Here is a 23,954-nt window from a genome sequence, read left to right as displayed (position 1 = left end):
TCGAAATATTGAGGATTCTCACTTTTTCGGTATACCCCATAACAAAGAATGGACAACTGAAAACCACTAACAAAATGAAAGCCCAGCCCTCAGGATGAGGCCACTTGGGTGTACAATAAGGATAAAATCAGATGCGTTTCACTTTAACTACGTTGGCCGTCTCGGTCGCGCTTGTCGCCGGATGCAGCAATCAAGGAATCCCCAGCATGACTCAATACTCCCAAACACAGATCGTTGCTCAACAAACTCAAGCTCCGGTTGCGAAAAAAGTCCCTCACTCGATGACTATTCATGGCGATACCCGCGTTGATAACTACTACTGGATGCGTGACGACGAACGTAAAGACCCTGAAATTTTACAGCACCTAGAGAAAGAAAATCAGTACGCAGAAACCGTTCTAAAGCACACTGAAACACTTCAAGATACGCTATTTGAAGAAATTAAAGGGCGCATCGCAAAAGACGACAACTCAGTACCGGTTCGTAAAGGCAACTATTTCTACTCCAGTGAAGTGACCGGAGATAACGAGTACGAAGTCCATTTGCGAGCTAAAGACTTTGCAGGCAAAGACAAACAAATCATTTTAGATGTCAATGAACTAGCAAAAGAACATGAATTTTTCAGTATCGGCGGCCTATACGTTAGTCCGAATGAAAACTTATTGGCGTATGGCGAAGACACATTAAGCCGCCGCGTGTACACCCTTAAGATCAAAGACCTGACAACAGGCAATTACCTACAAGATGAAATCGAAGGGGCCTCAAGCGCTGTCGCATGGCAGAACGATAACAACGCCTTTTACTACATCAAAAAAGATCCACAGACCTTATTGGGCTACCAAGTTTATCGTCATGTATTGGGCACACCACAAAGCAGCGATGAGCTGATTTTTGAGGAAACCGACAGCGCCTATTACACCTCACTAAGCAAAAGCAAAGATGGCGAAGATATTTATATCTGGCATTCGAGTACAGAAACCAGTGGGGTCTCTATCATTGATGCGAACAACCCTAAAGCAAAGGCGAAACCGTTCTATCCTCGTGAAGATGGCATTGAATACAGTATTTCTAAGCTAGGCGATTGGTACTACATTTATACTAACTATCAAGCCGTCAACTTCCGTTTGATGAAAGTTCATCAAAATGACATGCATGACCGCTCTAAATGGCAAGATGTGATTGCCGCAGACGACAACACTCAACTTGTCGACTTCGAGTTATTCGATGATCACATCGTCTATGAGCAGCGCTCTAACGGCCTAGCAAGCGTCACTGTACGTCAGCTTTCAACAGGAAAAGAACTCCCCCTCACATTTAATGACGATGCGTTTGCTGCCTATTTGACAGGTAACCTAGAGCTGGATAACGAGAAAGTTCGTATTTATTACAGCAGTTTAACCACTCCAGGAACCTACTACGATTTCGATCTAAAAACGGGCGGGTCAGAAATCATGAAGCAAACACCTGTACTTGGTGATTTTAATCCTGACAATTACCAATCAGAACGCATCATGGTCACAGCCCGTGACGGTAAAGAAGTACCCGTTTCTTTGGTGTATCGTAAAGACTTATTTAAGAAAGATGGTACGAATCCACTCTACCAATATGGTTATGGATCTTATGGCGCAACCATTGAGCCAACTTTCCGCTCGACACGTTTGAGTCTATTGGATCGCGGCTTTGTTTACGCCATTGCTCATATTCGTGGATCTGAAATGCTTGGCCGCCCTTGGTATGAAGACGGTAAAAAACTAACCAAGCAAAACACATTCAACGACTTTATTGATGTGACTAAAGGTTTGGTTGAACAAGGCTACGGCGCGAAAGATAAAGTCTTCGCTGTTGGTGGCTCTGCAGGAGGTCTCTTAATGGGGGCTATCATCAACCAAGCACCAGAACTGTACCGCGGTATCGGTGCACATGTTCCGTTTGTGGACGTGGTAACCACCATGCTCGATGAATCGATTCCATTGACCACCAATGAGTATGATGAATGGGGTAACCCAAATAACAAAACATACTATGACTATATGTTGAGTTACTCGCCTTACGACAACATCAAGGCGCAAAACTACCCGAACATGTTGGTAACGACTGGCTTGCACGACTCTCAAGTACAGTACTTTGAACCAATGAAGTGGGTCGCCAAACTTCGTGAAATGAAGACAGACGATAACGTCTTGTTGTTCAAAACCGATATGGAAGCCGGACACGGCGGCGCATCTGGTCGATTTAAGCGCTTAAAAGAAGATGCGCTAGAGTATGCCTTCTTCCTCGATTTACTCGATAAAAAATAAGCGTATTAATAGAACTGTATCTCTAACAACAAAAAATGCCCGCAAGTTGCGGGCATTTTTATAGACGCACTCTCTAAACAAAGAGTGGGTTACCTAAGCAGAGAACTAACAGTGTCTCTTATAGCCAAAGAATAGCAGAAAGAAAAACGCCTACTCACAACGAGTAGGCGTTAACACAATAAATGTGTTTAGGCAGTAGAAACTGGCCTATTTATTAGAAGTAGTAACGAGCACCTAGAGTCCAGTAGTCGTTCTCTTCATTGTTGTAGTCGTTACCTAGATCAAACTGGTAAGCTGCAAACGTTACGAAAGCAGGAGTTACAGCGTACTCTGCTTGTAGCGCAGTTTCGCTTGAAACTGTCTTATTGTCTTCTTCGTCTTCTACGCCTTCGTAGTTAACGCTGAATGTCCAATCGTTTACGCCGTATGCCAAAAGAGCTTCAAGTTGAGAAGTATCTTTACGCATTTGGTAGAAGTACTCGTTCATACCGTATACTACCGCTGCGTAAAGGCCTGAACCGTATTGACCGTAGTTTACAGAGAATAGGTGTGATTCAGCGTTCTTAGTACCTAGAGTCGCGTTTTTAACATCACCGCCGCTGTATACGTAGCCTAGACCAAAGCCAGCTACAGAACCGCTCAATGCAACTTGACCACGTTGCTCGTATGTTGTTGCATCTGAAGTTTGCTCACCTTGCCAACCTAGACCTAGGTTGAAAGCAAAACCTTCACCAAATTCAAAACCTTTACGGTAGCTAAGCATTTTATCAGCACGAGCTGAGCCTAGGTTGCCGTGGTTGTCGTACAAAAAGTCGTTCGCAAACGCGATTGGTAGATCCGCAACGCCAGCGACATCGTAGTAAGGTGACCATTGAGTACCTGCTACTAAACGGCCAAACTGCTCATGAGTAGCACCGATGTAACCTAGACGAGTTTTGAACGATTGCTCACCACCATTTAGGTAGTTAAGCGCCCATTCACCTTTAGCGTCGATAGTAATACCGTTGCCAATGTCTTTCTTACCCGCAACGTTAATACGTGGAGACACTTGGTGAACTTTTACATCTTCTTCGAAATACTCACCCACGCCAACTGAAACGTGACCGCCGATCGATAAAGATGTACCATCGCTGTTGTAAACTTCTGCTGCGAAGGCCTGTGAACCACATGCTAGTGCCGCCACTGCAACGGCTAGAGTTTTCATTTTCATTGTTAACATCCGTATAGTTGTTTGTACCGGTTCGCTTAGAAACAGATTAAATCCGAATCAATCGCAACGAACACATAACAAAGTAGTAATGAAATAGAAATGAAACAAACACTTTCTTATGCAACCAGTGGTATTAATGTTCACATTTTGAACTGGATCACAAAAAAATAGGGAACTTTTCATTCCCCATCATAAAATCTGTGGCTTTTTACGTGTCACATCTCCCAACGTGCGAGTGGCTTCTCAGTTTTGATACCCTTACCGCCCCAGCGGTCAATAACATCAATTTGCAGTATGCGGCTCGGTTTAATAAGCGATGTCAAGGTTTTCGACGGTCGTTTATCCGTCACTAACCATAGCGTTTTATCTTGCTCAAACTGAGCTTTTAAAGATAATTTGTCTTCTTCTGTCCACTCAAATTCCGGCTTAAATTCGCGCCCAACCACAAACAATTGGTTGCCAGAGGCAAAGTCCTCTAATGACTCACTCATCAGTACCACTGAATCGATGCCTTTATCGAAGATATCTGCCTGTTGTTGGTTGATCAGTTCACGCACATTAATCATAAGAGCCTGTTGATTCGTTTGAATCGCCTTTTGGTGTTCAGGATATACACGTTGTAGATCCTCTCCGACAATACCCGCCATTCGGATTAAGTTTGTAGGGTTCAGCCATGCGTACTTCGATGTTGACCCGTTTTCCAATGTCAGTACTGCAACTCCTTGAGCTCTAGGAGAAATGGCCTGCGATGCATCGATTTCAATCAAGTGAATGTTGCCCTGTCGAGCGTAAACATAAGTCGGGTCTTGTTTCCAAATCGCACCAAGAGTAATAGCAACCGTCGCGGCTTGCCCCGCTTGCTTAACTTGCTCTGTACCTTTATTTGCGAACCAGTTCTCAAGACGCTCAACGCCGTAACGCTTTGGAGGCAGATACTGAGTCTCTATCCCTGTACCTTTCATGAGTTGCTCAGACAACATGTACGTGACGGGAGTGCTGGTTAAAATATCTTTGGCGCTTGCCAACGATGGAAGTGTTGTCGCTATAACCAAACCAAAAGTTATCGCTAATTTTTTTATCTTCATGTTCATTACTTTATAAAAAGGGTTACGCTTTTTGGATAATTCGGTAAACCGTTGCTGTTAGGAAAAATGCCGCAGAAACAATGATGATGGATGCGCCTGATGGCACTGGTAGCTCAAGCTCCATCGGCAGTATGGTTCCTATTAAACACGCAATGGTTGCCAATAAAGAAGAAAGGAGAACAAAACTGCCCATGCGTTTAGTCAATAACCGAGCCGTTGCACCAGGAATCAGTAGCAATGCACCAACCAATACAGCGCCAATAATCTTTACCGCGGCGATGGTGACCAAGGTGATCATCATGACAAATAAGTAATCATAAAAGCTGGTATTAAAGCCGCGTACACGTGCAATATCCGGGCTGATACAAGTTAGCAAAATGCGGTTAAACGTTGGAATAAGAAGCAGTAATATGATCAAACAACTGATCGCTAAAATAAGGATATCGTTGTCCGTCACAGTCAAGATCGAGCCAAACAACACGTTCTCCAACATGTGAATGTTGATCTTACGAGCAACGTACATTAACAGCGCAGCACCAACCGCTAACGCTAATGCAAGAAAAACTCCAACCAGTGTGTCGTAAGGTACATTCGTACGATTACGAACAAAGTGAAGCAACAGCGCAAAAATCATACAAAAGCTAAACAATCCGATGATCGGATTCTCTGGCGGCTCACCGAGCAACACACCAATCGCAATTCCGGTAAGCGCAGCATGCCCAACCGCTTCAGAGAAAAAAGCCAGTCGCTTGGCGATGACTAATGTACCAAGACCACCAAGTAATGGTCCTAATATCAGCGCTGCCACAATTGCGTTCACCATGAAGGCATAAGAAAAGCTATCGCTTAACCATCCAGCTTCAACGCCGCTAACCGCTAACTCTCGCAACCAATCCATTATGCAGCCTCCACTTTTGCTGTGTAGTGCTTGAATAATGTTTCTATACGATCAGGACTTAACACATCTGAGTGGTGCCCTGACGCCACAATTTGACGATTTACGACATGGACCTGCGCGTCTAAACGGCGCACTGCGGTCACGTCATGGTGTACTGCCAGTACCGTTTTGCCTTCTCCAACGACTTCATGAATCAAACCTTCAAGGTACCGAACACCTTGCTCGTCCATCCCAGTTGTAGGTTCGTCTAAAACCAATAAATTGGGCTCATCCAGTAAAGCTTGCGCAAACAAAACACGTTGTTGCTCACCGCCAGAGAGTTGCCCCATACGACGGTCGCTACGCGTTGCCATACCCACGCGATCCAGCTGGGCCAGGGCATGTTGAGTTTGTTTCGTTTTACGTCGCCAAAATAGAGGGATACGAGTTTGGTTAAGCAGTACAAAATCCATCACGGTTAACGGGAGGCTTGCTTCAAACATCGCTTTTTGTGGCACATACCCTATCTTCCCCGATGCAGCTGATGGTTCTGGCCAATTGAGCGCTATGTTTCCCGAAAATGGCGTGAGTCCAAGTACCGAACGAAGCAAAGAGGTTTTACCACCGCCGTTCGGTCCCATAATCACGTGACATTTCGCGTTCTCGAATTCGGCGCTGATGTTCTGCAAAATGATATTGTCGGCGTATTTTAGGCCCACGTTACTTAAGGAAACGGAAGGTCCAGTCATTACGCCTTTTCCCCTGCTCGCTTACTCGCCACAAATTTCATGGCTTCGATTAGTGTTTCCACATTATCTCGCATCTCAACCTCGACTTTATCAGCCTCATACTCACCGTGAGTCATGTGAGAAAAGCGATAAAGCTGCACCCCAGTCGCCTCTTCGATGGTATCAACAAAGCGATTCGGCATATTGAGCTCATAAAACAGAACATCAATGCCCGATTCACGAATTTTCTCTATCGTTTCCTGTAGCTGACTTGCACTTGGTTCAACGCCATGAGCAGGCTCAATGACAGCGGCAACGTCAACACCAAACTCCTGAAGGATATATCCGTAAGCATTGTGGGTTGTCGCCACCTTCATACCAGCCGTGTCCAACTCACCAAAAGACAACATTGCATCACGCTTCATCAGGCGAAATGTTTTCGCGTATTTACGAGCATTTTGGCGATAGAACGTAGCATTGTCTGGGTCCAATTGGCTTAGCTCACTCGCGATGGTGTAAACCTTTTGAATGGTTGTTGATAGACCGACAAAGGTGTGAGGGTTCACTGCTCCTTGACCAACAGACTGCCCCATAGCGGGCAATAAAGGCACTTCTTTGTTCGCTTCGATAACCACGAGATCATCACGCTGAGAAGCCTTGATCACTTTCAGTGCAAAATCGTCATGACCAATACCATTGATCACTATTACGTCCATTTCATTTAAGCGCTTAAGATCATTAGGTTGTGGCAAATAGTTGTGAGGATTAAAACCAGCATCAACCAAAGGAACGATGTCCGCCTTCTCACCAACAACGGCTTTAACATAGCTGTAATAAGGTTGAAGCGTAATACCAATACTGAGTTTATCGGCAGCAAAGCCAGTAGAAGACACCGTCAATAACGCGGTGGCTGTAAGAATACGACGTAAAAGAGAGCGTTTGATCATAGTACTTATCAATTATGTTGTCTTAATGGGCGTGAGAATGAGAGGAAGAGTCTGACAGAACGATTTGTTTCCACCCGAAATCGTGGCGTTTAGCTAGATCGCTTAGTCCCTCCACATTTAACGAACGGCTAGAATCATTAAACCAAATATCAGCTTGAGAACTGCGGCTATCCAACAGCATGGAAGCAGAGCCTTGGGCACTGGTCTTCACGCCAATGTAGACACCGTCATCAATTCGTTGCCACTGATGAGAACCTTTACGCTTCCAGTTTTGGTCTTTCACGAACGGAGCAATCCAAAGCACCTCCATATCAGAGATCTCAGGCCAAGTTCCGGTATCTAACTGCAAATCACGAATCTCTTCATGAGCGAGCTTAAGCTCAGCGATCAACCCCAACTCATTTTGATGTAAATCCGTGATTAACACTTGATGAGACTGCATGTCTGGCTTTTCAGTCGCGACCTGATGGTAGGGCATAAGTATGGCTGCTGAACTGAGAATTGCTGCGATTGTCAGTGCGACCCACTTTCCTTCTCGGTTACCATCATCAGGGCGAACTTTCTTTACACTCATTTCTCTTTCAGCTCAACGATATCCACTTCCACCGGGCTTTCATGTCCGGCATCAAATACCAAATAGAAATCTGTTTCAGGGTGAGTAAATTCTGCGATGGAACGCTTATCTGTTTTTTCTTTGGCGATCAGATTGTCGTCGTAATCGTACATTTCGACATCGTAGTCGACCGCTGTCGATCCATCCGAGTAGCCCGCTTCACAAATCACTTTATCTTGCGCCAAGTGACAGCTCATCAGAGGAAAATGTGCAGCAGCGTGAAAGGACGCAAATCCAGAAAAAAGCAAAACCGCTTTTAGAAGAGAAGTGTTATTCATGATAATTCCAAAATGGCCCAGCAATTGCTGAGCCTAATTCGATTAGTTAAGTTGAGTTTCAAACGTAAGGTGAACATTGGCACTCGCTTTATCCGCCAATGGATTATCTTTCAATTCACCTTTGTAGTTCGCTTTCATTAAGTAGCGCCCGGCGACTTCTGGCGTGAAAATCACTTTGCCATCTTTATCGCTCACCACATCGATTTGTTCTTGATGGTTTCGGTACATGGTCCCTTCACGTGTAATCTCAGCAGTAACGCCCTCTTGTGGCTCTCCGTTAAAGAAAAACTGGAAAGTCACAGGCTCACCTTCAATGATGTCCGATGGATGCGTGATCGGTTTCATCTCTAGCATTTTGCCTTCAATCTCCAACGCTTTGTCCGTTGGCATACCAACCGTAATGTAGCTTTCTGCTCGGGTGTAACTTAGTTGAGTAACCACATCACGCGCTTGCTCGGGAAGCACATCACCACGCTCAGCTTTGCTTGCTCGCGCCCATTTCACCGTATCACGACGGCCCGCTTTGTATTGTGTGTAGTAGCTCGGCTGATTATTAATCGCAACTTTGTGCGTGCCTTCTTCTGTAAAAAAGAAATCAAACATAGAGCGACGCTTGCCACGAACAACAAAGTTAGGACGCTCAGAGCGGCCATCCGGCATCACCACAAATGCCTGATCACTACTCGCAGGCTTATCAAAAACAAACGTTCCGTGAGAGGCAGTAACATCAAATGTCAGCCAGTCACCGCCTTCTTTAGAAACCGTAAAGTGAGAGGGCAGAACCCAACGTGGATGTGCTTGCGCGGTGGTGGTTACAGCCAATCCCATTGCCATTACACTCGCCAATGCCACTGCTTTCATTTTGGTTTTCATTGTTGTGTCCTTTAATCACTTAACTTGATAATTGACGGTGATGACACCCGTCTCTTGTGTTGGTTTAAGCTCATAGCGCACGTCACTGTCCGCTAGCGTTATTTTTTGACGTAAGTAGTTTCGCCCACCGTGTTCACGAACGACCTCGACGTACAACGTGTAATTTCCTTGTTCCAAACGCTCCCCTGCGTCATTGGTTCCATCCCAGACAAAGCGGTATTGACCAGCAGAACGTGTTGCAGAAGTCACCGCATCAACAAGTTCACGATCATAACGACCCGCTTTTCTCCACCAGCTGCGTAGATCTTTTAACCATTCGTCTTTCCCTACCCATAACTGGATGGTTTTAACCGGTTTACGCTGATCGTTTTCAACCCAAACCGCCACATAAGGGCGTGCATACATTGAGGTATCTATCTTTGGAAGTTCGAGTTCGAAGTCGACCTTCGCGTTATCTGGTAGAGGCGCCGCGGAAAGAGAGAAAGGAGTAAAAGCCGCGATCAAAGCGGCTTTACAAAAGTGATTACGGCGGAAAAATCTTCCTGTGTTCAACATAAGTGTTCTCTAAAAAAGCTGTTATGGAACAGCAACAAAATAAATTACGAGCGACAGTAACGTACCAAAGCTCATCCATTGCATTGACGTTCTGAGCGTCTTCTTCTTAGGCAGTAACAAGCACACGCCTGTAAGAACAAAAAACACCATCAAAAGCGCAGTGACGTCGATAAACCACTTCCAAATCCCACCACTGTTGCGTCCTTTATGTAGATCGTTCAGCAGCGCAACAATACCGTAGTGCGTCGTTTCGACGTCTGCTGCACCAGTAGTCATATCAATAAAGACCGTAGCGTTATAACCCGGGCCTTTAAAATCCATAGAAAGCTCTCCGAGTAACAACTCACCTTGCTCAACTTCGGTATACACATCTAGTGCGGAGGGAGTGCCGCGAAGCTCGGTTTCTTTAGTCAAGAAAGCTACCAGTTCTTCACGATTAGGTTGAAAGGTATCTGAATGTGAGAATAGAACTGAGTGCGGAACCGTCAGAGTATGTTGTTGAATGATAGGTTCACTGCGTTCAAACAATTCGGGGCGATTGAGGGTAATACCAGTTACTGCAAAAAACAGCGTAACTAAGAGAAGAGCCATCGAAATATAGATATGTAGGCGGCGAGCCCAAGTTTGAACACCTTTGCTTTTAAGCAACATAGAAACAATCATCACCAATAAATGTGGGGCATAATTTAGGTGATAATCATTCGTATTGGCATTTAATTTACATTGTTTACTTTAAACAAAAAAATACCCGAGACTGAGCTCGGGTATTTAATAAAAATGTTCGCTATGAGTTCTGCGTCGATTCTACTTTGCGTAGCTGTGATAGATACTTAACCCAACTTTTTGCCTGATTCGATGGCTTAATCTCATTCGCTCTTTTGGCATTAGCGAGCGCATCGTCAAACCGCTTAAGTTTGTAGTAAGCGCGAGTTTTGATAAGTGCAACATCCGCTTTACGACCTCTGACCTTATCGAGCGCGGCAATGGCATCTTTATAATGGCCTTCTTGCACCAACAGTTGAGAATAGTTCCAGTAATACTGCCTATCTAGCTGAGCTGCAATACGCCAGCTATCAATAGACTCTTCCCACTCTTTTGCCATTTGCCAATATGTTGCTTGCTGAGCTTTTAGCTTACTATTCGAGTTTACATCCTCTAGCTCGTTCATCACCAACGCAGCTCTCTCAGGAATACCTCGTTTCGCGTACAATTGTGCCAGCAGCTTTAAGTCATCTTGGCTAAGTTGTAACCCTTTCAGTTTTGCCAACGCCAAAGAGTCTAGGGCACGTTTGTTGTCATCAACCCGTAGGTATAGAGCAACAAGCTGACGCCACCATTCAATTCGTTCAGGTTCAATCACGATTAAGCGTTTGATGGTCGAGATTGCCGGCTTCCACTTTTTCAGTTCTAGCTCAGCAGAAAGCTTTATCGACAATGCGCCAAGCTTGTCTGGCTGACCAAATTTCTCATAACGAGCCATTGCTGAAAGCACTTTTTGCCACTGACTCAGTTGATAATGAGATTGGGAAATACGCAGCCATAGCTCATGCGCTTTTTGACCTTTAGGAATGTTTTGGCTCAAGGCATAGTAATGAGGTAACGCCTTAGAAAAACGTTGCTCGTTCAGCAGTATATCAGCCAACATTTTTCGGGTTTGCCATGCTTGCTCATCTTGTAGCAAACCACTATTGACTGCCAACTCAAGTTGCTTAATCGCCGCTTGAGTTTGCTCATTCTGCCAGTAAAAAATACCCAACATTCGAGCGACATAAGCTTGATCATATCCACGAGAAAGCTCCATAGCTTCAAGAGATGAAATCGCTTCTTTCAGTTTCTCTTCTTGAGCCAAATTATGTGCTCGTTGAACTCTCGCTGCGGTGTATTGGCTTAACTCACTGGCAATGGTTGAGAGTGCACTCAGGCTTAATACCGTACCGATTAAGAATTTTTTCATCATTTGGCTAACTTGAACTCCACTTTAGCGGTTTGTCCGAACTGCTCAATTGACACACCATCCTCAACTTTTGGCTGATACTTCCATTTTTTAAGCGCACGGATTGCTTCCCTTTCAAACATGCGCTCGGGCTCAGCCTCGATCACTTCAATATCTTTTGGTCGTCCAGTTGCATCGATCGTGAAACGCATAATGACATAACCTTCCACTCTACGTTTCAGCGCCTTACTTGGATAGCGAGGATCAACACGATACAACGGCAGTGCTTGCTGGTTGCCCATTGTTCCCTTCAAGTTTGGGGCGCTAATCGCGATGCCTTCAAGGGCTGTGTTTAAACCTAAAGCACTGACTGGCGTCATCTGACTCATTGGTTCCATTTGAGTGTCAGCTTGAGACAGATCCATTGGCTCCGGCGCTTGAGGTGGCTCTGGTTGCTCCGGCACTGAACGTTGACGACGCTGCACGTCTGCTTCATTCTCTACCATCACCATATCAAAACGAACGGCTTCTGAAGCTTCTGGTGCACGCTGGTTGCCTTTATCAACCATCCACGCCATAAAGCTAAACAAGCTCACAGAAATTAACAGTGATGCTGGTAGTGCAAGTAACAGCCTGCCCATTAAGGTTTCTCCGCCGCCAATGCAATGTTCTTCACACCCGCCGCCTTTGCAGCGTCCATCACTTTCACGACAGTGCCATTGTAAGCATGCTCGTCAGCTTGGATAACTAACGAGGCATCAGGCTGATCAAGTAACAGGTGCTCAATAGAGGCCTCAACACGCTCAATATCAACCACTCGTTTGTCGATGTACACATCATTCGCTGCCGTTACTGCGATAAAAATGCCCGCATCTTTTTGGCTTACTACATTAGAAGCCTGAGGGCGATTCACTTCTACACCGGATTCACGTACAAACGAACTGGTCACAATGAAGAAGATCAACATGATGAAGACGATATCAAGCATCGAGGTTAAATCGACTTGAGCTTCATCTTGTTGGTTAGGTCTGCGTCCGAGTCTCACTTTTGACTCCTTAAAGATTGTTCTAACTGGATAGCTTTTCGTTCACACACTTTGCTAAGACGAGCATGAATAAACATGCCCGCAAGCGCTGCTACCATACCTGCCATGGTTGGCAGCGTAGCAAGTGAGATACCAGAAGCCATCAATTTCGGATTGCTGCTGCCTTGCGATGCCATTACGTCAAACACCGTAATCATGCCTGTCACCGTCCCTAACAACCCTAGCATTGGGCAAACCGCCACAAGTAGCTTAATAGTCGATAGGTTTTGGCGCAGTTCGATTTGCGCTTTTGCAATCCATCCTTCACGGATTTGATGCGCGTACCAAGAGTGGTGCTCTGATCTTGCTTGCCACTGCTCACAAAGCTGTTTTTTTACCCCAGGGAAAACCGTTGTGAGATAAATAACTCGCTCCATAACCAACAGCCAGCACACCGCCACGACGGCGGCCAGCCACCATAGGATTTGACCACCTTGCTGCATAAAGCTCATCAATGTTGTGGCCCAATCCTCACTGATCAAACCCAATGTGCTGAGTAGGATCTGCTCCATTACGCTGCGTTCTCCGCTAAGGTGTTAGAGTGACTTTTGTTACTCGGCATATCACGCTCAGCTTGTTCTGCAACTAAACCGATGCCTTGTTTTTCTAAGATACTGCGAATATTTTCTGCTTGAGAGCTCAATACGTTGTGCGCTAATAGCAAAGGCATGGCTGAAACAAGGCCAAGTACGGTAGTCACAAGTGCCATTGAAATACCACCCGCCATTACTTTCGGATCACCATTACCAAATTGAGTGATGACTTGGAAGGTTTCGATCATACCCGTTACCGTGCCTAGTAGGCCAAGCATAGGAGCTAGAGCAGCAAGAAGCTTAAGCATCGACAACCCTTTTTCTAGGTGGGTTTGCTCATCAACAACAGCTTCCAAAAGACGTAGTTCTAACGCTTCTACGCTGCGATGCTTGTCTTTCTGGTATACCGCAAGCACGCGACCCAAAGGGTTGTCTCCTGGCTGCACTGGGGTTTTCAGTTGCTTCATGATTTTCTGGCGCGAAATCATCAGTGATGCACCACGTACGAGCGCAATCAATAGGCCGATAGCCAATAAACCAAGGATGATTTTACCGACAACGCCACCCGCATTTAGGCGATCAGCCAAAGTCGGTGAGTTTGCAAGCTGTTCAAGAAGAATGCCACGTGACGGATCAATGACAAGTGCATCAATGTCACCAGAGGAAATAGTATTCGCTGTTGGACCGTTCTCAGGCTGACGAAGATAGTTTACCGCGTCTCCGCGTTGACCATTCCACTTAACGTAGCCAGTCTTATCCAGCAGCGCCATAGAACCAAGACGAACACCATTAACCGTTTGTTCACGACCTTCGCCATTTAGCAGTGTGAAAGAGACGTTTGCCATTTCACCGCTTGCTTTGATTTGTTCTTCCATGCTGCGCCACATCGCCTGAAGTTGGGTCAACGTTGGCAGTGATTTAGCCGCAACAATAGCATCGATATCTTTCTGATATGAGTTTGCATCAACACCGGTTACTGAGCTTTTTAGCTCAGACTCTAGCTCTTTTGCGTTCTGGCGAACGACGCCAAATAACTCACCTAGGCTCCCGGTTTCTAGACGCAACTTTTCTTCTAGCTGTGCCAGTTCTGCTTCATTTTCACCGAAGGTAACACTTAATGAGTCCGCTTCTGCTTGAAGAGCAGCCCGCTCTGCCACCAATTTATTCTTTATAGCCTGTAGCTCTTGCTCTGTTTGCTTAAAACCTGATTCACGCGCGACATTGTGCGATTGCTGTTGACGATTTTCTTGCTGCGCCTTTTGTAACAACGCATCACTAGCAAAAGTTGTATGAGGCATTAATGCGGCTGTCGAGATTAATGCAACCGATAACCATTTTTTCATCATTTATTTGCCCTCCGCAGCGGTTAACGACACTGGCAGAGTTAACATACTCGGCGCGATCTGTTTATTCGCCATAGCGAACGCTTTGTCTAGCTCTGATTTTTGCTCAGAACCCACTTGTTGCCATGCTTGTTGTTGCTGTGACCAGCTCCAAAATGTGTCACCAGATAAGCTACGCGCTACCAAAGACAAACGCCCTAAATAGAGAATGTCCGCCTCCACAGCTTCATTGTCACCTAGGTTAATCTTGCCTTGGTAAACGCCAAGCTTGGTGCCATAATCCATTTCAATTTGGTACGCTTCTAAAATACGACGAAACTTCTCTGCATCTGCAACGTCTGCACGCGTCATCATGGAATCCAGCTTTGCAATTCGCTCCTCACGCTGCGTTTTGCGTATAGGCTTGTCGTTAGCGACGAGCACTTTTAAGCCCTCAAGCATGTGATACATCAAAGGCACGACACCTTGACGAGTTTGAGCAATCTGCTCAATTTGCTCGTTCAAGCTATCAACTTCTTGATTTTGGCTCTCAACAAGGCTTGCAAGATGATCGCGATAAATCTTCAAGTTACCGACTTCCTCTTGCAGCTGCTCAATTTCAGCTTCTAGAGTAAGTGATTTTTCTGCGCTTGCATCAATACGTTTTTGGCTTACCGCCGACGACTGGTTTGTTTTACTCTGCACAGCTTGTGCATCGTTTAAGTTCGCCGCGTGAGCGGGAATCAAAACCGATGATATCAACAGAGCGATACTTGATTTCATTAGATTCATACGAGTTATATTTCTGTGCTCCAAAAACGACCAAAGGGGAAGACTACCCTTCCCCTCTAATAATCAAATTGTTATCAGTACTTGAACTGGATTGTTGCCATGTAGTTGCGGCTTTCTCCAACCACAACCCCACTCGCACCTTTTTGCTCGCCATTCGTGCTACCACCACCTGCGAAGTAGTCGGTATCGAATAAGTTTTCGACATTGAATCGAGCAATAATATCCAAGTTTTCATCGTACTTATGTTTGTATGACACGCCCATATCAACGCGAGCGTAGCCATCTTTCTTGAAGGTGTTCTTTGCATCACCGTAGCGATCACCTTCATAAATCAAACCAAGGTTTAAGTTAGTGTTGTCTTGAACCTTGTAGCTAGACCATAGACTTGCCGAGAACTCTGGCACGTCTACAGGGCGGTTACCTTCATATCTTTCTGCCTTCTTAAGCTCTGCATCCAAATACATTGCAGAAGCGGTTAGCGACAACTCTGGGGTCACAAAACCTTGAGCCATTAACTCAGCGCCTTTGTGAACTTGCTCACCACCTTGCGTTTTCTTGTGTAGGAGATTGCCGCCCGCGTCTTTGCCGCTTTCAACATCCAGCGAGATGTTCTCTAACGTGATATCAAACACAGCACCAGATACAAATAAACGCTGATCAAACAGTTCCCACTTCGTACCGATTTCATAAGAGATACCACGCTCAGCGTCGAGTTTCTCACCTTCATTGATGTAGGTACGACTACCGTTGCTGACTTCACCTTGAGGCATGAAGCTTTCAGAATACTGAACGTAAACCGAGCCATTCGTCGATGGGTGGAATATCACACCTAACTTTGGAGAAACTTGGTTTTCAGTCAGTTCATCATCACGCTTTTCGTCATAACGAACACCTGCAAGCACTTGCCAGTAATCATTAATCGTCATCATATTTTGCGCGTAGATACCCCAAGTATCGTACTCAGCTGTTGGTGATTTCCTCGAACTACTATAGCTAGGCTTAGGCACCGTTTCTCCTGGCGCAATACTCGCCTCATTATGAAATGCCATAAAGCGATCATAACTGTAATCTAAGTAGTTAGCGCCCACTAACAACGTGTTTTCCGTACCGAACAAAGTAAAGTCCGTCGTCACATCTATATATGCAGTATCAAATACCCAATTATCGGAGCGATCGTTGCCTCGATGCTTAATCGTATTTAACTCTTCATACTGATCAAACTTAGGGTAAGACTCTACATCAAAACGCTTAAAGTCTTGACGGTTGTAACCTGCTTTTACGTTCACGTTATCCGTGACTTGCGCATTAATATCGACACCGTAGTTTTCTACTTCGTTATCAATTTCAGACCACTGCGCATCCCAAATGTACTTATCACCGCGAACCGCTTTGCCATCAACAATGTATGCGCCAGAGTCTACGCTACCATCGTCTTTCGTGCGATCGTAATGAGCCGATACCATAAAGTTGTCGGTGATGTCGTACTCAACCACTAGGCCCGCTACCGTACGATCTGTTTTAGGCTCAGTGCCATCACCGTACCTGCGCCAAGAGCCGTAGCTTTCTTTGGCAAAAATTGCGCGCGCTCGCAGTGTCTCTGCATCATTTAGCGCGCCACTCACATCAAGCACAGTGCGTGAGTGATCATTCGAACCTAGATCTTGACTCAAACTTGCTTGTGTTTGAGTTGTTGGTTTTTTCGAAACCATGTTTACCAAGCCACCCGGCTCAGATTTACCGTATAGCAGACCTGATGGACCTTTAAGCACTTCAACACGCTCTAAAAGCTCAATTGGCTGACGGTAGTGTGACCAGTGTTGACGACCATCACGAAGAAAACCGTCTGAACTGCTAAGTTCAAAACCACGTAGAGAGAAACGTTCGCGGTTACGGCTTGTACCACCCGCGCTAACACTTGCATCGTTACGTAGCACTTCACCAAGTGTACTTGCACGCTGCTCATCAATTACCGTTTCATCGATAACCGCTACTTGTCCCGGCGTTTCCAGCTGCGTCATTTCCATGCGCATTGCTGTACTGTTTGTATCTGCCTTGTAGCCGAACTCTCGACCTTCTACAACTACATGTTCGTCTGTTTGAACTTCCGCCACTGCAGGTGTTGCTAACGCTGCACCGATCACTAACGCCAAATGGCTCTTAGTAAACATATCCTTTCACTCCGATTATTATTTTTCGGGTCACATACTTGTTGAATGCGATTCCCTCTTAATTATTTCGCGGGTGAATATAAGTGATAAGTATTACCATTTGCATTAAATTTACATTCTTTGCATTTGCAAACTTTTGTAAAGTACTCTCTGATGACGTGCCATGATAATGTGATATTAATCACAAAAATTACGACTTAATCATACTTATTGCTTGAACACTAAAGTAACCCTCAGACCACCTTGCTCACGGTTTTTCGCCGTAACTGCTCCACCCATAATACGCATGGATTCTTTGACAATCGCAAGACCTAAACCGTAGCCACCAAGCTTTTTATCTCTAGAAGCATCTAAGCGCGTAAACGGATCAAAAATATCGACCAGCTTGTTATCTGGAATACCAGGCCCATCATCAGATACTGACATGATGGTGAACTGCTGCCCTTCTTTGACATAATTTTCCAGAGAAACTTCTATCTGAGATGCTTGTCCTGAATATTTAATGGCATTACCAATAAGATTGTTCAAACAACGAATGACGAGCGTTTCTTCACAAAAAGCTTTAGCACATACAGCTTCTGAGCGGAAAGACAACGTCTGTTCTGACTTCAAATCTATTTTGCAACGCTCTACTTGCGGGGAGAGCAAAACTTCTAAATCACAGCGTTTCGTGGCTTTGTCGAAACGCGCATTTTCCAAGCGACTGAACTCCAATATATCGCTGATCAAATGGTTTAGCTCTTTTGCTTCATCTTCTAGCCTTGTCACTAGGCTTTGCTCACTTTCTCCAACACGCTTTCGCAAAAGATGCAGAACCAAGTTCTGCCTCGCTAACGGCGTTCTCAATTCGTGAGAGACATCTCTTATAAGCAGTCGCTGCTTTTCAGCGAGAGAATGAATCTGTTGCGTCATGTGATCGAAGTCTTGCGCTAACTCGTTAAACTCACGCGTGCTCGACTTCAGCTCTTTCACGACACTAACATTAAAATCGCCATTAGATAGCTTTTTGCTTGCTTCTCTCAATCGATCCAATGGTTGCTGTAAGTTACGTGCCATTAGCAGCGAAAAGAGCGCCAAAATAACCACTGCAATCACGACTTTGAGAATAGAGAAATACAGAATGAAGTCATTTGCAGGGTGCAGTCGATGTGGCAATTGAATCACTAAAGTATTGCCATGAACTAAAGGAATATTGATGATGGGGCGATTCACTTTCCCCTCAAGTTGATCATCAATGCTTCTCTTAAATTGAAGTTTGAACTCGAAGTGCGGATGCATCAGACGGTGCGTAACTGGTTGCTGATGTTCATTCAACACAAATAAATAAAAGTTTTGCGCATTTGCCCAGTCAGCAAGTTCGTCCATGTCTCCGTGCTCAATCAATACATTGGCTTGATGTGCAAGGTCTAGCATTTCTTCTCGCACACTATCGGGCACTTTCAACATGGCTTTCACCAGAGCTTGTTCCGCTAAGGATTGCACGACCAAAATACTAATTACAATTGCGGTCATGCAACTAAATAACTTGAACGCTAAGCTATCTTTACGTTTTGCAATAAAAGGTGGACACCGGAGCTTCATTAACGGTTTACAGCCTCTAAATAACTGTAACCTTTGCCACGGAAGGTTTTGATATGTTGCTTGGAAAGCCCCGCTTCAACTAACTTGCGACGTATGTTACTGATGTGCATATCAAGGTTGCGATCAAAAGGACTCAGCTCTTTCTTTAACACTTCGGTTTGAAGCTCTGCTTTTGAAATCACGACTCCTTGGTTTTTTACCAAGTAGCTCAATAGTTCAGCTTCCGTACTTGTGAGGGGTAAGCTATTAAGCTGGTCACTGATCGTTTGAACGGTACTACACATCGTCTGACGTTGACGTTCCAAGCCGACACGACGAAGAATCGCTTTGATGCGCATTAGAAGCTCAGCGACATTAAAAGGCTTTCCGATATACTGATCGGCCCCCGCTTGGTAACCATCAAGCATCGAGTTTTCATCGTTGAGAGCGGTAAGCATTAGGATAGGTGTCGCGAAGCGCTGACAGATCCTACGAGCAACTTGCATGCCGTTAAGGTTTGGTAACATGACATCAAGCAATACAAGATCTACAGGCGTTTTTTCCATATATTGCAGCGCACTTTCACCGCAATGTACAGAAGAGACGATGTAGCCCTCCTCTTGCAAAACCGCTTCTAACAGCTCACACAAAGGAACGTCATCATCGACTATCAAAACTCGTGACATTACCACTCACCATTCAAATAAAAATGGTTCGCATTTTATTACTCATTTACCAATTAAACAACTAACACTCTAATGCTTTAAGTCCACAGGACTCAGTCCAAGAAGCAGCAACGTGCCATTAGAGTTTAATGTTCACTTTTACTAAAGGTCCCTAACAATATGCACCTAGATATATCTTCATAGAAAAAACGAGTACAATCTGGCAACCGCAAAGCAAAAGATAAAGCGAATGGAAACGTTATTAATTGGTCACCGTGGCGTGGCAGGTTCATACCCTGAGAATACAAAAATAAGCATTCAGGCAGCCATTGACCTGGGGTTGAAGTGGGTGGAAGTGGATATACAGCCTACCAAAGATAATGTTTTAGTGGTTTGCCATGATCATACCGTCAATCGATGCAGCAATGGACAAGGGCGTGTTGATGAGCTCACCCTGGAAGAGTTAAAAGCATTAGATTTCGGTAGTTGGTTTAGCACAGACTTTTCAGGCGAGAAGATCGTGACACTAGATGAACTGCTCACTTTAGCTACTGAGAATAAGCTTAACTTGAATATCGAAGTTAAAGTAGACAACCATCCAGCGGAAGAAGTGGTGCAGACTCTCGCCAATGCGTTAGCAAAAAGTCCAATGCCGCAAGAGAATGTACTCCTATCGAGCTTTAGTCATGACGTCATTAGAGCGATGCACAAATACTGCAGTGGCTACCGATTGGGTGTGTTAAGTGAATTCTTTACGAGAAAAGATAAACGCCTTTTGGAAGAAGTTAGTGCCTATAGCTGCAACCTAAACATTAACTGGGTTCGTACTCGCCAGATAAACAAACTCCAACAAGCCGGTTACAAAGTGATGTGCTATACGGTGAACAATCCAAATAAACTGAAATACCTGCCTCAGTTAGACGGTATTTTTAGTGATCATCCACAGCGCTTTATGCCATAGCCTATAAGAGCCAGAACATTAAAGGGGACCTTTTGTTACCACTCAATCTGAATTGGTGTCCCCATCTCGACAAGCTGGATAAATTCGTCCATCTCCTCGTTGGTAATCGCAATACACCCATTAGTCCAATCAAAACTTTGGATGTAAATCGGCAACTGACTCTCACCGTTTTTTAAGCCATGAATTTTGATGTTCCCTCCAGGGGACACACCTTGGCGCTTCGCTTCCAACGTATCAATCGCATCAGGGTAACTGATATGCACAGAACGATAAAAAGCAGAGTCCTCTATAACATAATCTAGAGTGTATTCGCCCTCTGGTGTGCGATTGTCTCCCTCTTCTTGTTTATGTCCTTGAGGGTTCGCTCCTAAAGCAATTCGGTATTCTTTTAGCACTGCTCCTTGTTCCATCAAATACATTCGACGCTTAGACTTGTCGACTTTAACGAGGTCAACAGCTGCGTGAGTGCCAGAAGCAAACACACAACACAAGAACATAGAGCACCATTTTACTGACATTGTCGTAACGCCTAAGCTAATAAAGTGAACAAGAAAAGAGCGATAATGCTAGTCAGTTAATGCTCGTAAAGCAAACAGTATCTAATGCGGAACCATAAGATAGACTCGCTGAAAGGCGTACTTCTTATCGTTATTTGATACAACAAAAGTCAAAGAGAAGATTTCTCTATTCATTGCGGCTAAGTTGCATTACTTTATAAGCATATTTATTTATAAAGTCCGCACTTTTTGAGAGGGAACCATGATTAACATTGCTTTTTTTAGTGCAAAATCCTACGACGAAGCCTCTTTTAATAAAATTAAAAATAACCGCGATTTTGAATTTCACTATCACGACTTCCGACTAACCGAAAAAACAGCCAAGATGGCGCACGGCAGTGATGTCGTATGTGCGTTTGTTAATGATGATCTTTCAGCTCCTGTCCTTAAACAGCTTTCTCTGGGCGGGACCAAGCTTATTGCTATGCGCTGCGCGGGATATGATAAAGTTGATCAACAAGCAGCCAAAGAACTAGGCTTACAAGTGGTTCGAGTTCCTGCTTACTCACCAGAAGCAGTGGCAGAGCACACGGTTGGTTTAATGATGTGCCTAAACCGCCGCCTTCACAAGGCCTACCAACGGACACGTGACGCCAACTTCTCGCTAGAAGGTCTTGTTGGCTTTAACTTTTTCGGAAAAACCGTTGGTGTTATTGGTACGGGTAAGATTGGTATCGCGACGATGCGTATCTTCAAAGGGCTTGGCATGGAACTGCTTTGCTACGACCCCTACGAAAACCCATTAGCGCTAGAAATGGGAGCCCGTTACTGTTCGCTTGAAGAAATCTACGCTAATGCGGATATTATCTCTCTCCATTGTCCAATGAGTGAAGAAAACTATCACTTATTGAACGAAAAAGCCTTCGCGCAAATGAAAGATGGTGTAATGATCATTAACACCAGTCGAGGCGAGTTGCTAGATTCACTAGCGGCGATAGAAGCGTTGAAACAAGGTAAGATTGGTGCGCTTGGCCTAGACGTGTATGACAATGAAAAAGACTTATTCTTCCAAGATAAATCTAACGATGTCATTGTAGATGATGTTTTCCGCCGTTTATCGGCTTGTCATAACGTGCTGTTTACTGGCCACCAAGCATTCTTGACTCACGAAGCACTGAATAATATTGCCTCTGTGACGCTTGATAACGTCGAAGCCTTTTTCTCTGGTAACGTATCGGGCAATGAACTGATTAACTAAAGCCAGACAATCGAGAAGTATAGTAGAGCGTGTGATCTCAGCTATGCTATACTCCTCGACTATTTAAAATTTGAGCCAAATTACCATGAGCATAAAAACTGATATTCAAAAGCTGCACAACCGTTTAGATACATGCCAACGTAAACTTGATGCGGCACGTTCTCGTGGTGATCACGAAATGATTACAAAGTTCACGGATGAAGTAGAACAGCTTACCAAAAAGCTTAACCAGTTAAAGCACAAGCAAAACTATGAGCTGAACAAAGAACGTAAAAGCTTACTTGATATGCCTTTCTCTCGTGAAATCACCAAAGCAGAACAAGCGGACATCGGCAAACTGAAAAAACGCGTACGCGGCTTAGTAATCGTTCACCCATTAACAAAAGTTGGTAAAGAACTTCGCCTTGATGTGATGACAGGCTTTGCGCCAAAAGAGTTTTAAAACTCGCATTAACATTTATGGAGCCCAAGCATTTGCTTGGGCTTTTTATTTTGTACTGCTTCATTAGATTTCATCGAAATATCAATCCATAAGCTATTAAAAAGGCCAGCGACAAAAGCCACTGACCTATTTCGACCAATATCGTCCGCATTATATCTCAACGTTACGACAGTTGCTGCAACTTGTGCTCCACAACGGGATCATTCGGAACCAACTGCTGAGCGACTTCCAAAAGCTGTACTGCATCTTGCGGGTTGTCATACTCATGCTTAAGTGCAATATCAACAAGTGGCTGAATATCGATTTGTGCTTGATGCTCCTTCACATGTTCTTTCTTTTCTTCAATTAGTACATTATGAGCGGTACTCAGTAAGTTTAAACGATGCTGTGAGCTCGCATTCGCCTTGTTAAGGCACTGATAGTAATCTTCTTTTAAGCGCAGCGTTTTGGTCTGATGACGAAACTGCGCTATATCTATCTTCTGATAACGTATAAAGTCTACGGCCACTTGCTTATAAAAACCGAATTTATTCAAATACGTCGCGTGGGTACCATGTCCCATCCCGAAGACTCTTAAGTGAGTGAGCTCTGGGTAGCGTTTGGCGTGAAGGCGGTCGATTTCATTAGTTGGATCATAAATGATATAGCCTTTTGCATCGCCAAGGTCGAGGTCGTGATACTTTCCTTTCCAATCAAATTGTTGGGCTAGTTCAGTACTTGGCCTATCATCCCATGGCACCAAAACTTTGTTTTTTGTGCTGACCGGGTGAAACATCAATACTTGATCCAACTTTAATAGATTGGAAAAGGCACCAATAGCAAAACCACCGCGGCTAAGTCCATAGCCTAAACGACATTCAAAGGGCTCAAGTAAAGTCGACAGTTGCTCTAGAAAGAAAATTAAATTACGGCTACGAAACCAGTTACTTTTCCCAAGGTGCTGAAATGAAATAATATTTACTTTTTGTTTCTGGGCTAAGCGATAGCCCCAAGGCGCAAAGTCTGAGTGTAAGTCCTGTACTTGTAGATTCGTACCAGCAGGGGAAAAGGTGAACAACAACGGTTTATTGCGGTCGACAAACTCATACTTAACAAATACATCATCAAGTAAGTCCTCCCCGGACATCGGTAGCCTGGTTTGCTGTTCTTCACGAGAAAGAACTAGCCATTCATCCAACCAGTACAGTAACTTCATTAATCCTCCATCTAAATTGCGCCTAGCAATTGTGTTAAAAATCTAGTTTTTAGTGCGTGATCATCTCCCCCTGGTTACAGG

General features: G+C 44.6%; 25 protein-coding genes. 4 read left to right on the top strand and 21 right to left on the bottom strand.

The window, feature by feature from the left end; all coding sequences use genetic code 11:
• The first annotated feature begins 131 nt into the window (after window positions 1-131).
• Window positions 132-2,297: a S9 family peptidase gene (locus tag UQW94_RS06250; protein WP_081886414.1), complete on the top strand. Its 2,166-nt coding sequence runs from the start codon at window positions 132-134 to the stop codon at window positions 2,295-2,297.
• A 214-nt stretch (window positions 2,298-2,511) separates the two neighbouring features.
• Here the strand turns inward: UQW94_RS06250 and UQW94_RS06245 are convergent, their stop codons facing one another.
• From UQW94_RS06245 to UQW94_RS06155, 19 genes are all read right to left on the bottom strand, one after another.
• Window positions 2,512-3,507, bottom strand: coding sequence for a porin (locus tag UQW94_RS06245; protein ID WP_017635534.1), 996 nt, complete (start codon window positions 3,505-3,507; stop codon window positions 2,512-2,514).
• A gap of 215 nt (window positions 3,508-3,722) precedes the next feature.
• Window positions 3,723-4,592 carry a metal ABC transporter solute-binding protein, Zn/Mn family gene (locus UQW94_RS06240; protein WP_225496542.1) on the bottom strand — a complete coding sequence of 290 codons (870 nt, stop codon included), beginning with the start codon at window positions 4,590-4,592 and terminating at the stop codon, window positions 3,723-3,725.
• A 22-nt stretch (window positions 4,593-4,614) separates the two neighbouring features.
• The gene (locus UQW94_RS06235; protein WP_005374244.1) at window positions 4,615-5,490 is read right to left on the bottom strand and encodes a metal ABC transporter permease; all 876 of its coding nucleotides are present in this window, start codon (window positions 5,488-5,490) and stop codon (window positions 4,615-4,617) included.
• Window positions 5,490-6,218, bottom strand: coding sequence for a metal ABC transporter ATP-binding protein (locus tag UQW94_RS06230; protein WP_017635536.1), 729 nt, complete (start codon window positions 6,216-6,218; stop codon window positions 5,490-5,492). Before UQW94_RS06230 ends, UQW94_RS06235 begins: the two co-directional genes overlap by 1 nt.
• Complete coding sequence (locus UQW94_RS06225; RefSeq protein ID WP_322142100.1) at window positions 6,218-7,144, bottom strand: metal ABC transporter solute-binding protein, Zn/Mn family; 927 nt, start codon at window positions 7,142-7,144, stop codon at window positions 6,218-6,220. Before UQW94_RS06225 ends, UQW94_RS06230 begins: the two co-directional genes overlap by 1 nt.
• A gap of 22 nt (window positions 7,145-7,166) precedes the next feature.
• Complete coding sequence (locus UQW94_RS06220; RefSeq protein WP_225496544.1) at window positions 7,167-7,718, bottom strand: DUF6162 family protein; 552 nt, start codon at window positions 7,716-7,718, stop codon at window positions 7,167-7,169.
• Window positions 7,715-8,035 carry a hypothetical protein gene (locus UQW94_RS06215; RefSeq protein ID WP_005374251.1) on the bottom strand — a complete coding sequence of 107 codons (321 nt, stop codon included), beginning with the start codon at window positions 8,033-8,035 and terminating at the stop codon, window positions 7,715-7,717. The genes UQW94_RS06220 and UQW94_RS06215 overlap by 4 nt, the downstream gene beginning before the upstream one ends.
• A 42-nt stretch (window positions 8,036-8,077) precedes the next feature.
• Window positions 8,078-8,908 carry a DUF4198 domain-containing protein gene (locus UQW94_RS06210; protein WP_322142099.1) on the bottom strand — a complete coding sequence of 277 codons (831 nt, stop codon included), beginning with the start codon at window positions 8,906-8,908 and terminating at the stop codon, window positions 8,078-8,080.
• Window positions 8,909-8,923: 15 nt separating this feature from the next.
• Window positions 8,924-9,463 carry a DUF2271 domain-containing protein gene (locus UQW94_RS06205; protein ID WP_225496549.1) on the bottom strand — a complete coding sequence of 180 codons (540 nt, stop codon included), beginning with the start codon at window positions 9,461-9,463 and terminating at the stop codon, window positions 8,924-8,926.
• A gap of 21 nt (window positions 9,464-9,484) precedes the next feature.
• On the bottom strand, window positions 9,485-10,114 hold the full coding sequence (locus UQW94_RS06200) for a PepSY-associated TM helix domain-containing protein (RefSeq protein WP_021035904.1): 630 nt from the start codon (window positions 10,112-10,114) through the stop codon (window positions 9,485-9,487).
• 133 nt (window positions 10,115-10,247) lie between these two features.
• Window positions 10,248-11,420: a tetratricopeptide repeat protein gene (locus tag UQW94_RS06195; RefSeq protein ID WP_054574485.1), complete on the bottom strand. Its 1,173-nt coding sequence runs from the start codon at window positions 11,418-11,420 to the stop codon at window positions 10,248-10,250.
• Entirely contained in the window at window positions 11,417-12,037 is a 621-nt protein-coding gene (locus UQW94_RS06190; protein ID WP_005374256.1) for an energy transducer TonB, read from the bottom strand. The genes UQW94_RS06195 and UQW94_RS06190 overlap by 4 nt, the downstream gene beginning before the upstream one ends.
• Complete coding sequence (locus UQW94_RS06185) at window positions 12,037-12,441, bottom strand: ExbD/TolR family protein (RefSeq protein ID WP_005374257.1); 405 nt, start codon at window positions 12,439-12,441, stop codon at window positions 12,037-12,039. Before UQW94_RS06185 ends, UQW94_RS06190 begins: the two co-directional genes overlap by 1 nt.
• Complete coding sequence (locus UQW94_RS06180) at window positions 12,438-12,992, bottom strand: MotA/TolQ/ExbB proton channel family protein (protein WP_017635540.1); 555 nt, start codon at window positions 12,990-12,992, stop codon at window positions 12,438-12,440. The genes UQW94_RS06185 and UQW94_RS06180 overlap by 4 nt, the downstream gene beginning before the upstream one ends.
• Window positions 12,992-14,359 carry a MotA/TolQ/ExbB proton channel family protein gene (locus UQW94_RS06175; protein ID WP_053304674.1) on the bottom strand — a complete coding sequence of 456 codons (1,368 nt, stop codon included), beginning with the start codon at window positions 14,357-14,359 and terminating at the stop codon, window positions 12,992-12,994. Before UQW94_RS06175 ends, UQW94_RS06180 begins: the two co-directional genes overlap by 1 nt.
• Window positions 14,360-15,127 (bottom strand): DUF3450 domain-containing protein, encoded by a 768-nt coding sequence (locus UQW94_RS06170; RefSeq protein ID WP_053304675.1) that lies wholly within the window; start codon window positions 15,125-15,127, stop codon window positions 14,360-14,362. It lies immediately after the preceding gene.
• A 74-nt stretch (window positions 15,128-15,201) separates the two neighbouring features.
• Window positions 15,202-17,295, bottom strand: a complete 2,094-nt coding sequence (locus tag UQW94_RS06165; protein WP_322142098.1) for a TonB-dependent siderophore receptor — start codon at window positions 17,293-17,295, stop codon at window positions 15,202-15,204.
• A 207-nt stretch (window positions 17,296-17,502) separates the two neighbouring features.
• Entirely contained in the window at window positions 17,503-18,876 is a 1,374-nt protein-coding gene (locus UQW94_RS06160) for a sensor histidine kinase (protein WP_005374264.1), read from the bottom strand.
• Window positions 18,876-19,541, bottom strand: a complete 666-nt coding sequence (locus UQW94_RS06155; protein ID WP_005386018.1) for a response regulator transcription factor — start codon at window positions 19,539-19,541, stop codon at window positions 18,876-18,878. Before UQW94_RS06155 ends, UQW94_RS06160 begins: the two co-directional genes overlap by 1 nt.
• A gap of 229 nt (window positions 19,542-19,770) precedes the next feature.
• Between UQW94_RS06155 and UQW94_RS06150 the strand changes: the two genes are divergently transcribed.
• The gene (locus UQW94_RS06150; protein ID WP_115386912.1) at window positions 19,771-20,481 is read left to right on the top strand and encodes a glycerophosphodiester phosphodiesterase family protein; all 711 of its coding nucleotides are present in this window, start codon (window positions 19,771-19,773) and stop codon (window positions 20,479-20,481) included.
• 35 nt (window positions 20,482-20,516) lie between these two features.
• On the opposite strand, the gene UQW94_RS06145 is transcribed toward UQW94_RS06150, so the two are convergent.
• Window positions 20,517-20,999, bottom strand: a complete 483-nt coding sequence (locus UQW94_RS06145) for a L,D-transpeptidase family protein (RefSeq protein WP_115386911.1) — start codon at window positions 20,997-20,999, stop codon at window positions 20,517-20,519.
• A 241-nt stretch (window positions 21,000-21,240) separates the two neighbouring features.
• On the opposite strand from UQW94_RS06145, the gene UQW94_RS06140 reads away from it, so the two are divergent.
• Window positions 21,241-22,236, top strand: coding sequence for a 2-hydroxyacid dehydrogenase (locus UQW94_RS06140; RefSeq protein ID WP_054579202.1), 996 nt, complete (start codon window positions 21,241-21,243; stop codon window positions 22,234-22,236).
• An 85-nt stretch (window positions 22,237-22,321) separates the two neighbouring features.
• Window positions 22,322-22,678, top strand: coding sequence for a YibL family ribosome-associated protein (locus tag UQW94_RS06135; protein ID WP_005374274.1), 357 nt, complete (start codon window positions 22,322-22,324; stop codon window positions 22,676-22,678).
• 163 nt (window positions 22,679-22,841) lie between these two features.
• On the opposite strand, the gene UQW94_RS06130 is transcribed toward UQW94_RS06135, so the two are convergent.
• On the bottom strand, window positions 22,842-23,873 hold the full coding sequence (locus UQW94_RS06130) for a cytosolic protein (RefSeq protein WP_115386910.1): 1,032 nt from the start codon (window positions 23,871-23,873) through the stop codon (window positions 22,842-22,844).
• Window positions 23,874-23,954: the final 81 nt, after the last annotated feature.

Origin of the sequence: Vibrio sp. PBL-C16, from assembly GCF_034321865.1 — a bacterium.
Lineage (GTDB): Bacteria > Pseudomonadota > Gammaproteobacteria > Enterobacterales > Vibrionaceae > Vibrio > Vibrio alginolyticus.
Note: the sequence above shows the minus strand (reverse complement) of the source record. Positions and strands in the feature narration are given on the sequence as shown.

Coding starts and splice junctions, on each gene's coding strand:
- UQW94_RS06195 (WP_054574485.1), bottom strand. CDS start 11,420: ATGATGAAAAAATTCTTAATCGGTACGGTATTAAGCCTGAGTGCACTC.
- UQW94_RS06220 (WP_225496544.1), bottom strand. CDS start 7,718: ATGAGTGTAAAGAAAGTTCGCCCTGATGATGGTAACCGAGAAGGAAAG.
- UQW94_RS06165 (WP_322142098.1), bottom strand. CDS start 17,295: ATGTTTACTAAGAGCCATTTGGCGTTAGTGATCGGTGCAGCGTTAGCA.
- UQW94_RS06145 (WP_115386911.1), bottom strand. CDS start 20,999: ATGTCAGTAAAATGGTGCTCTATGTTCTTGTGTTGTGTGTTTGCTTCT.
- UQW94_RS06235 (WP_005374244.1), bottom strand. CDS start 5,490: ATGGATTGGTTGCGAGAGTTAGCGGTTAGCGGCGTTGAAGCTGGATGG.
- UQW94_RS06155 (WP_005386018.1), bottom strand. CDS start 19,541: ATGTCACGAGTTTTGATAGTCGATGATGACGTTCCTTTGTGTGAGCTG.
- UQW94_RS06205 (WP_225496549.1), bottom strand. CDS start 9,463: ATGTTGAACACAGGAAGATTTTTCCGCCGTAATCACTTTTGTAAAGCC.
- UQW94_RS06200 (WP_021035904.1), bottom strand. CDS start 10,114: ATGTTGCTTAAAAGCAAAGGTGTTCAAACTTGGGCTCGCCGCCTACAT.
- UQW94_RS06245 (WP_017635534.1), bottom strand. CDS start 3,507: ATGAAAATGAAAACTCTAGCCGTTGCAGTGGCGGCACTAGCATGTGGT.
- UQW94_RS06135 (WP_005374274.1), top strand. CDS start 22,322: ATGAGCATAAAAACTGATATTCAAAAGCTGCACAACCGTTTAGATACA.
- UQW94_RS06130 (WP_115386910.1), bottom strand. CDS start 23,873: ATGAAGTTACTGTACTGGTTGGATGAATGGCTAGTTCTTTCTCGTGAA.
- UQW94_RS06175 (WP_053304674.1), bottom strand. CDS start 14,359: ATGATGAAAAAATGGTTATCGGTTGCATTAATCTCGACAGCCGCATTA.
- UQW94_RS06170 (WP_053304675.1), bottom strand. CDS start 15,127: ATGAATCTAATGAAATCAAGTATCGCTCTGTTGATATCATCGGTTTTG.
- UQW94_RS06190 (WP_005374256.1), bottom strand. CDS start 12,037: ATGGGCAGGCTGTTACTTGCACTACCAGCATCACTGTTAATTTCTGTG.
- UQW94_RS06150 (WP_115386912.1), top strand. CDS start 19,771: ATGGAAACGTTATTAATTGGTCACCGTGGCGTGGCAGGTTCATACCCT.
- UQW94_RS06140 (WP_054579202.1), top strand. CDS start 21,241: ATGATTAACATTGCTTTTTTTAGTGCAAAATCCTACGACGAAGCCTCT.
- UQW94_RS06160 (WP_005374264.1), bottom strand. CDS start 18,876: ATGAAGCTCCGGTGTCCACCTTTTATTGCAAAACGTAAAGATAGCTTA.
- UQW94_RS06240 (WP_225496542.1), bottom strand. CDS start 4,592: ATGAAGATAAAAAAATTAGCGATAACTTTTGGTTTGGTTATAGCGACA.
- UQW94_RS06225 (WP_322142100.1), bottom strand. CDS start 7,144: ATGATCAAACGCTCTCTTTTACGTCGTATTCTTACAGCCACCGCGTTA.
- UQW94_RS06250 (WP_081886414.1), top strand. CDS start 132: ATGCGTTTCACTTTAACTACGTTGGCCGTCTCGGTCGCGCTTGTCGCC.
- UQW94_RS06215 (WP_005374251.1), bottom strand. CDS start 8,035: ATGAATAACACTTCTCTTCTAAAAGCGGTTTTGCTTTTTTCTGGATTT.
- UQW94_RS06180 (WP_017635540.1), bottom strand. CDS start 12,992: ATGGAGCAGATCCTACTCAGCACATTGGGTTTGATCAGTGAGGATTGG.
- UQW94_RS06210 (WP_322142099.1), bottom strand. CDS start 8,908: ATGAAAACCAAAATGAAAGCAGTGGCATTGGCGAGTGTAATGGCAATG.
- UQW94_RS06230 (WP_017635536.1), bottom strand. CDS start 6,218: ATGACTGGACCTTCCGTTTCCTTAAGTAACGTGGGCCTAAAATACGCC.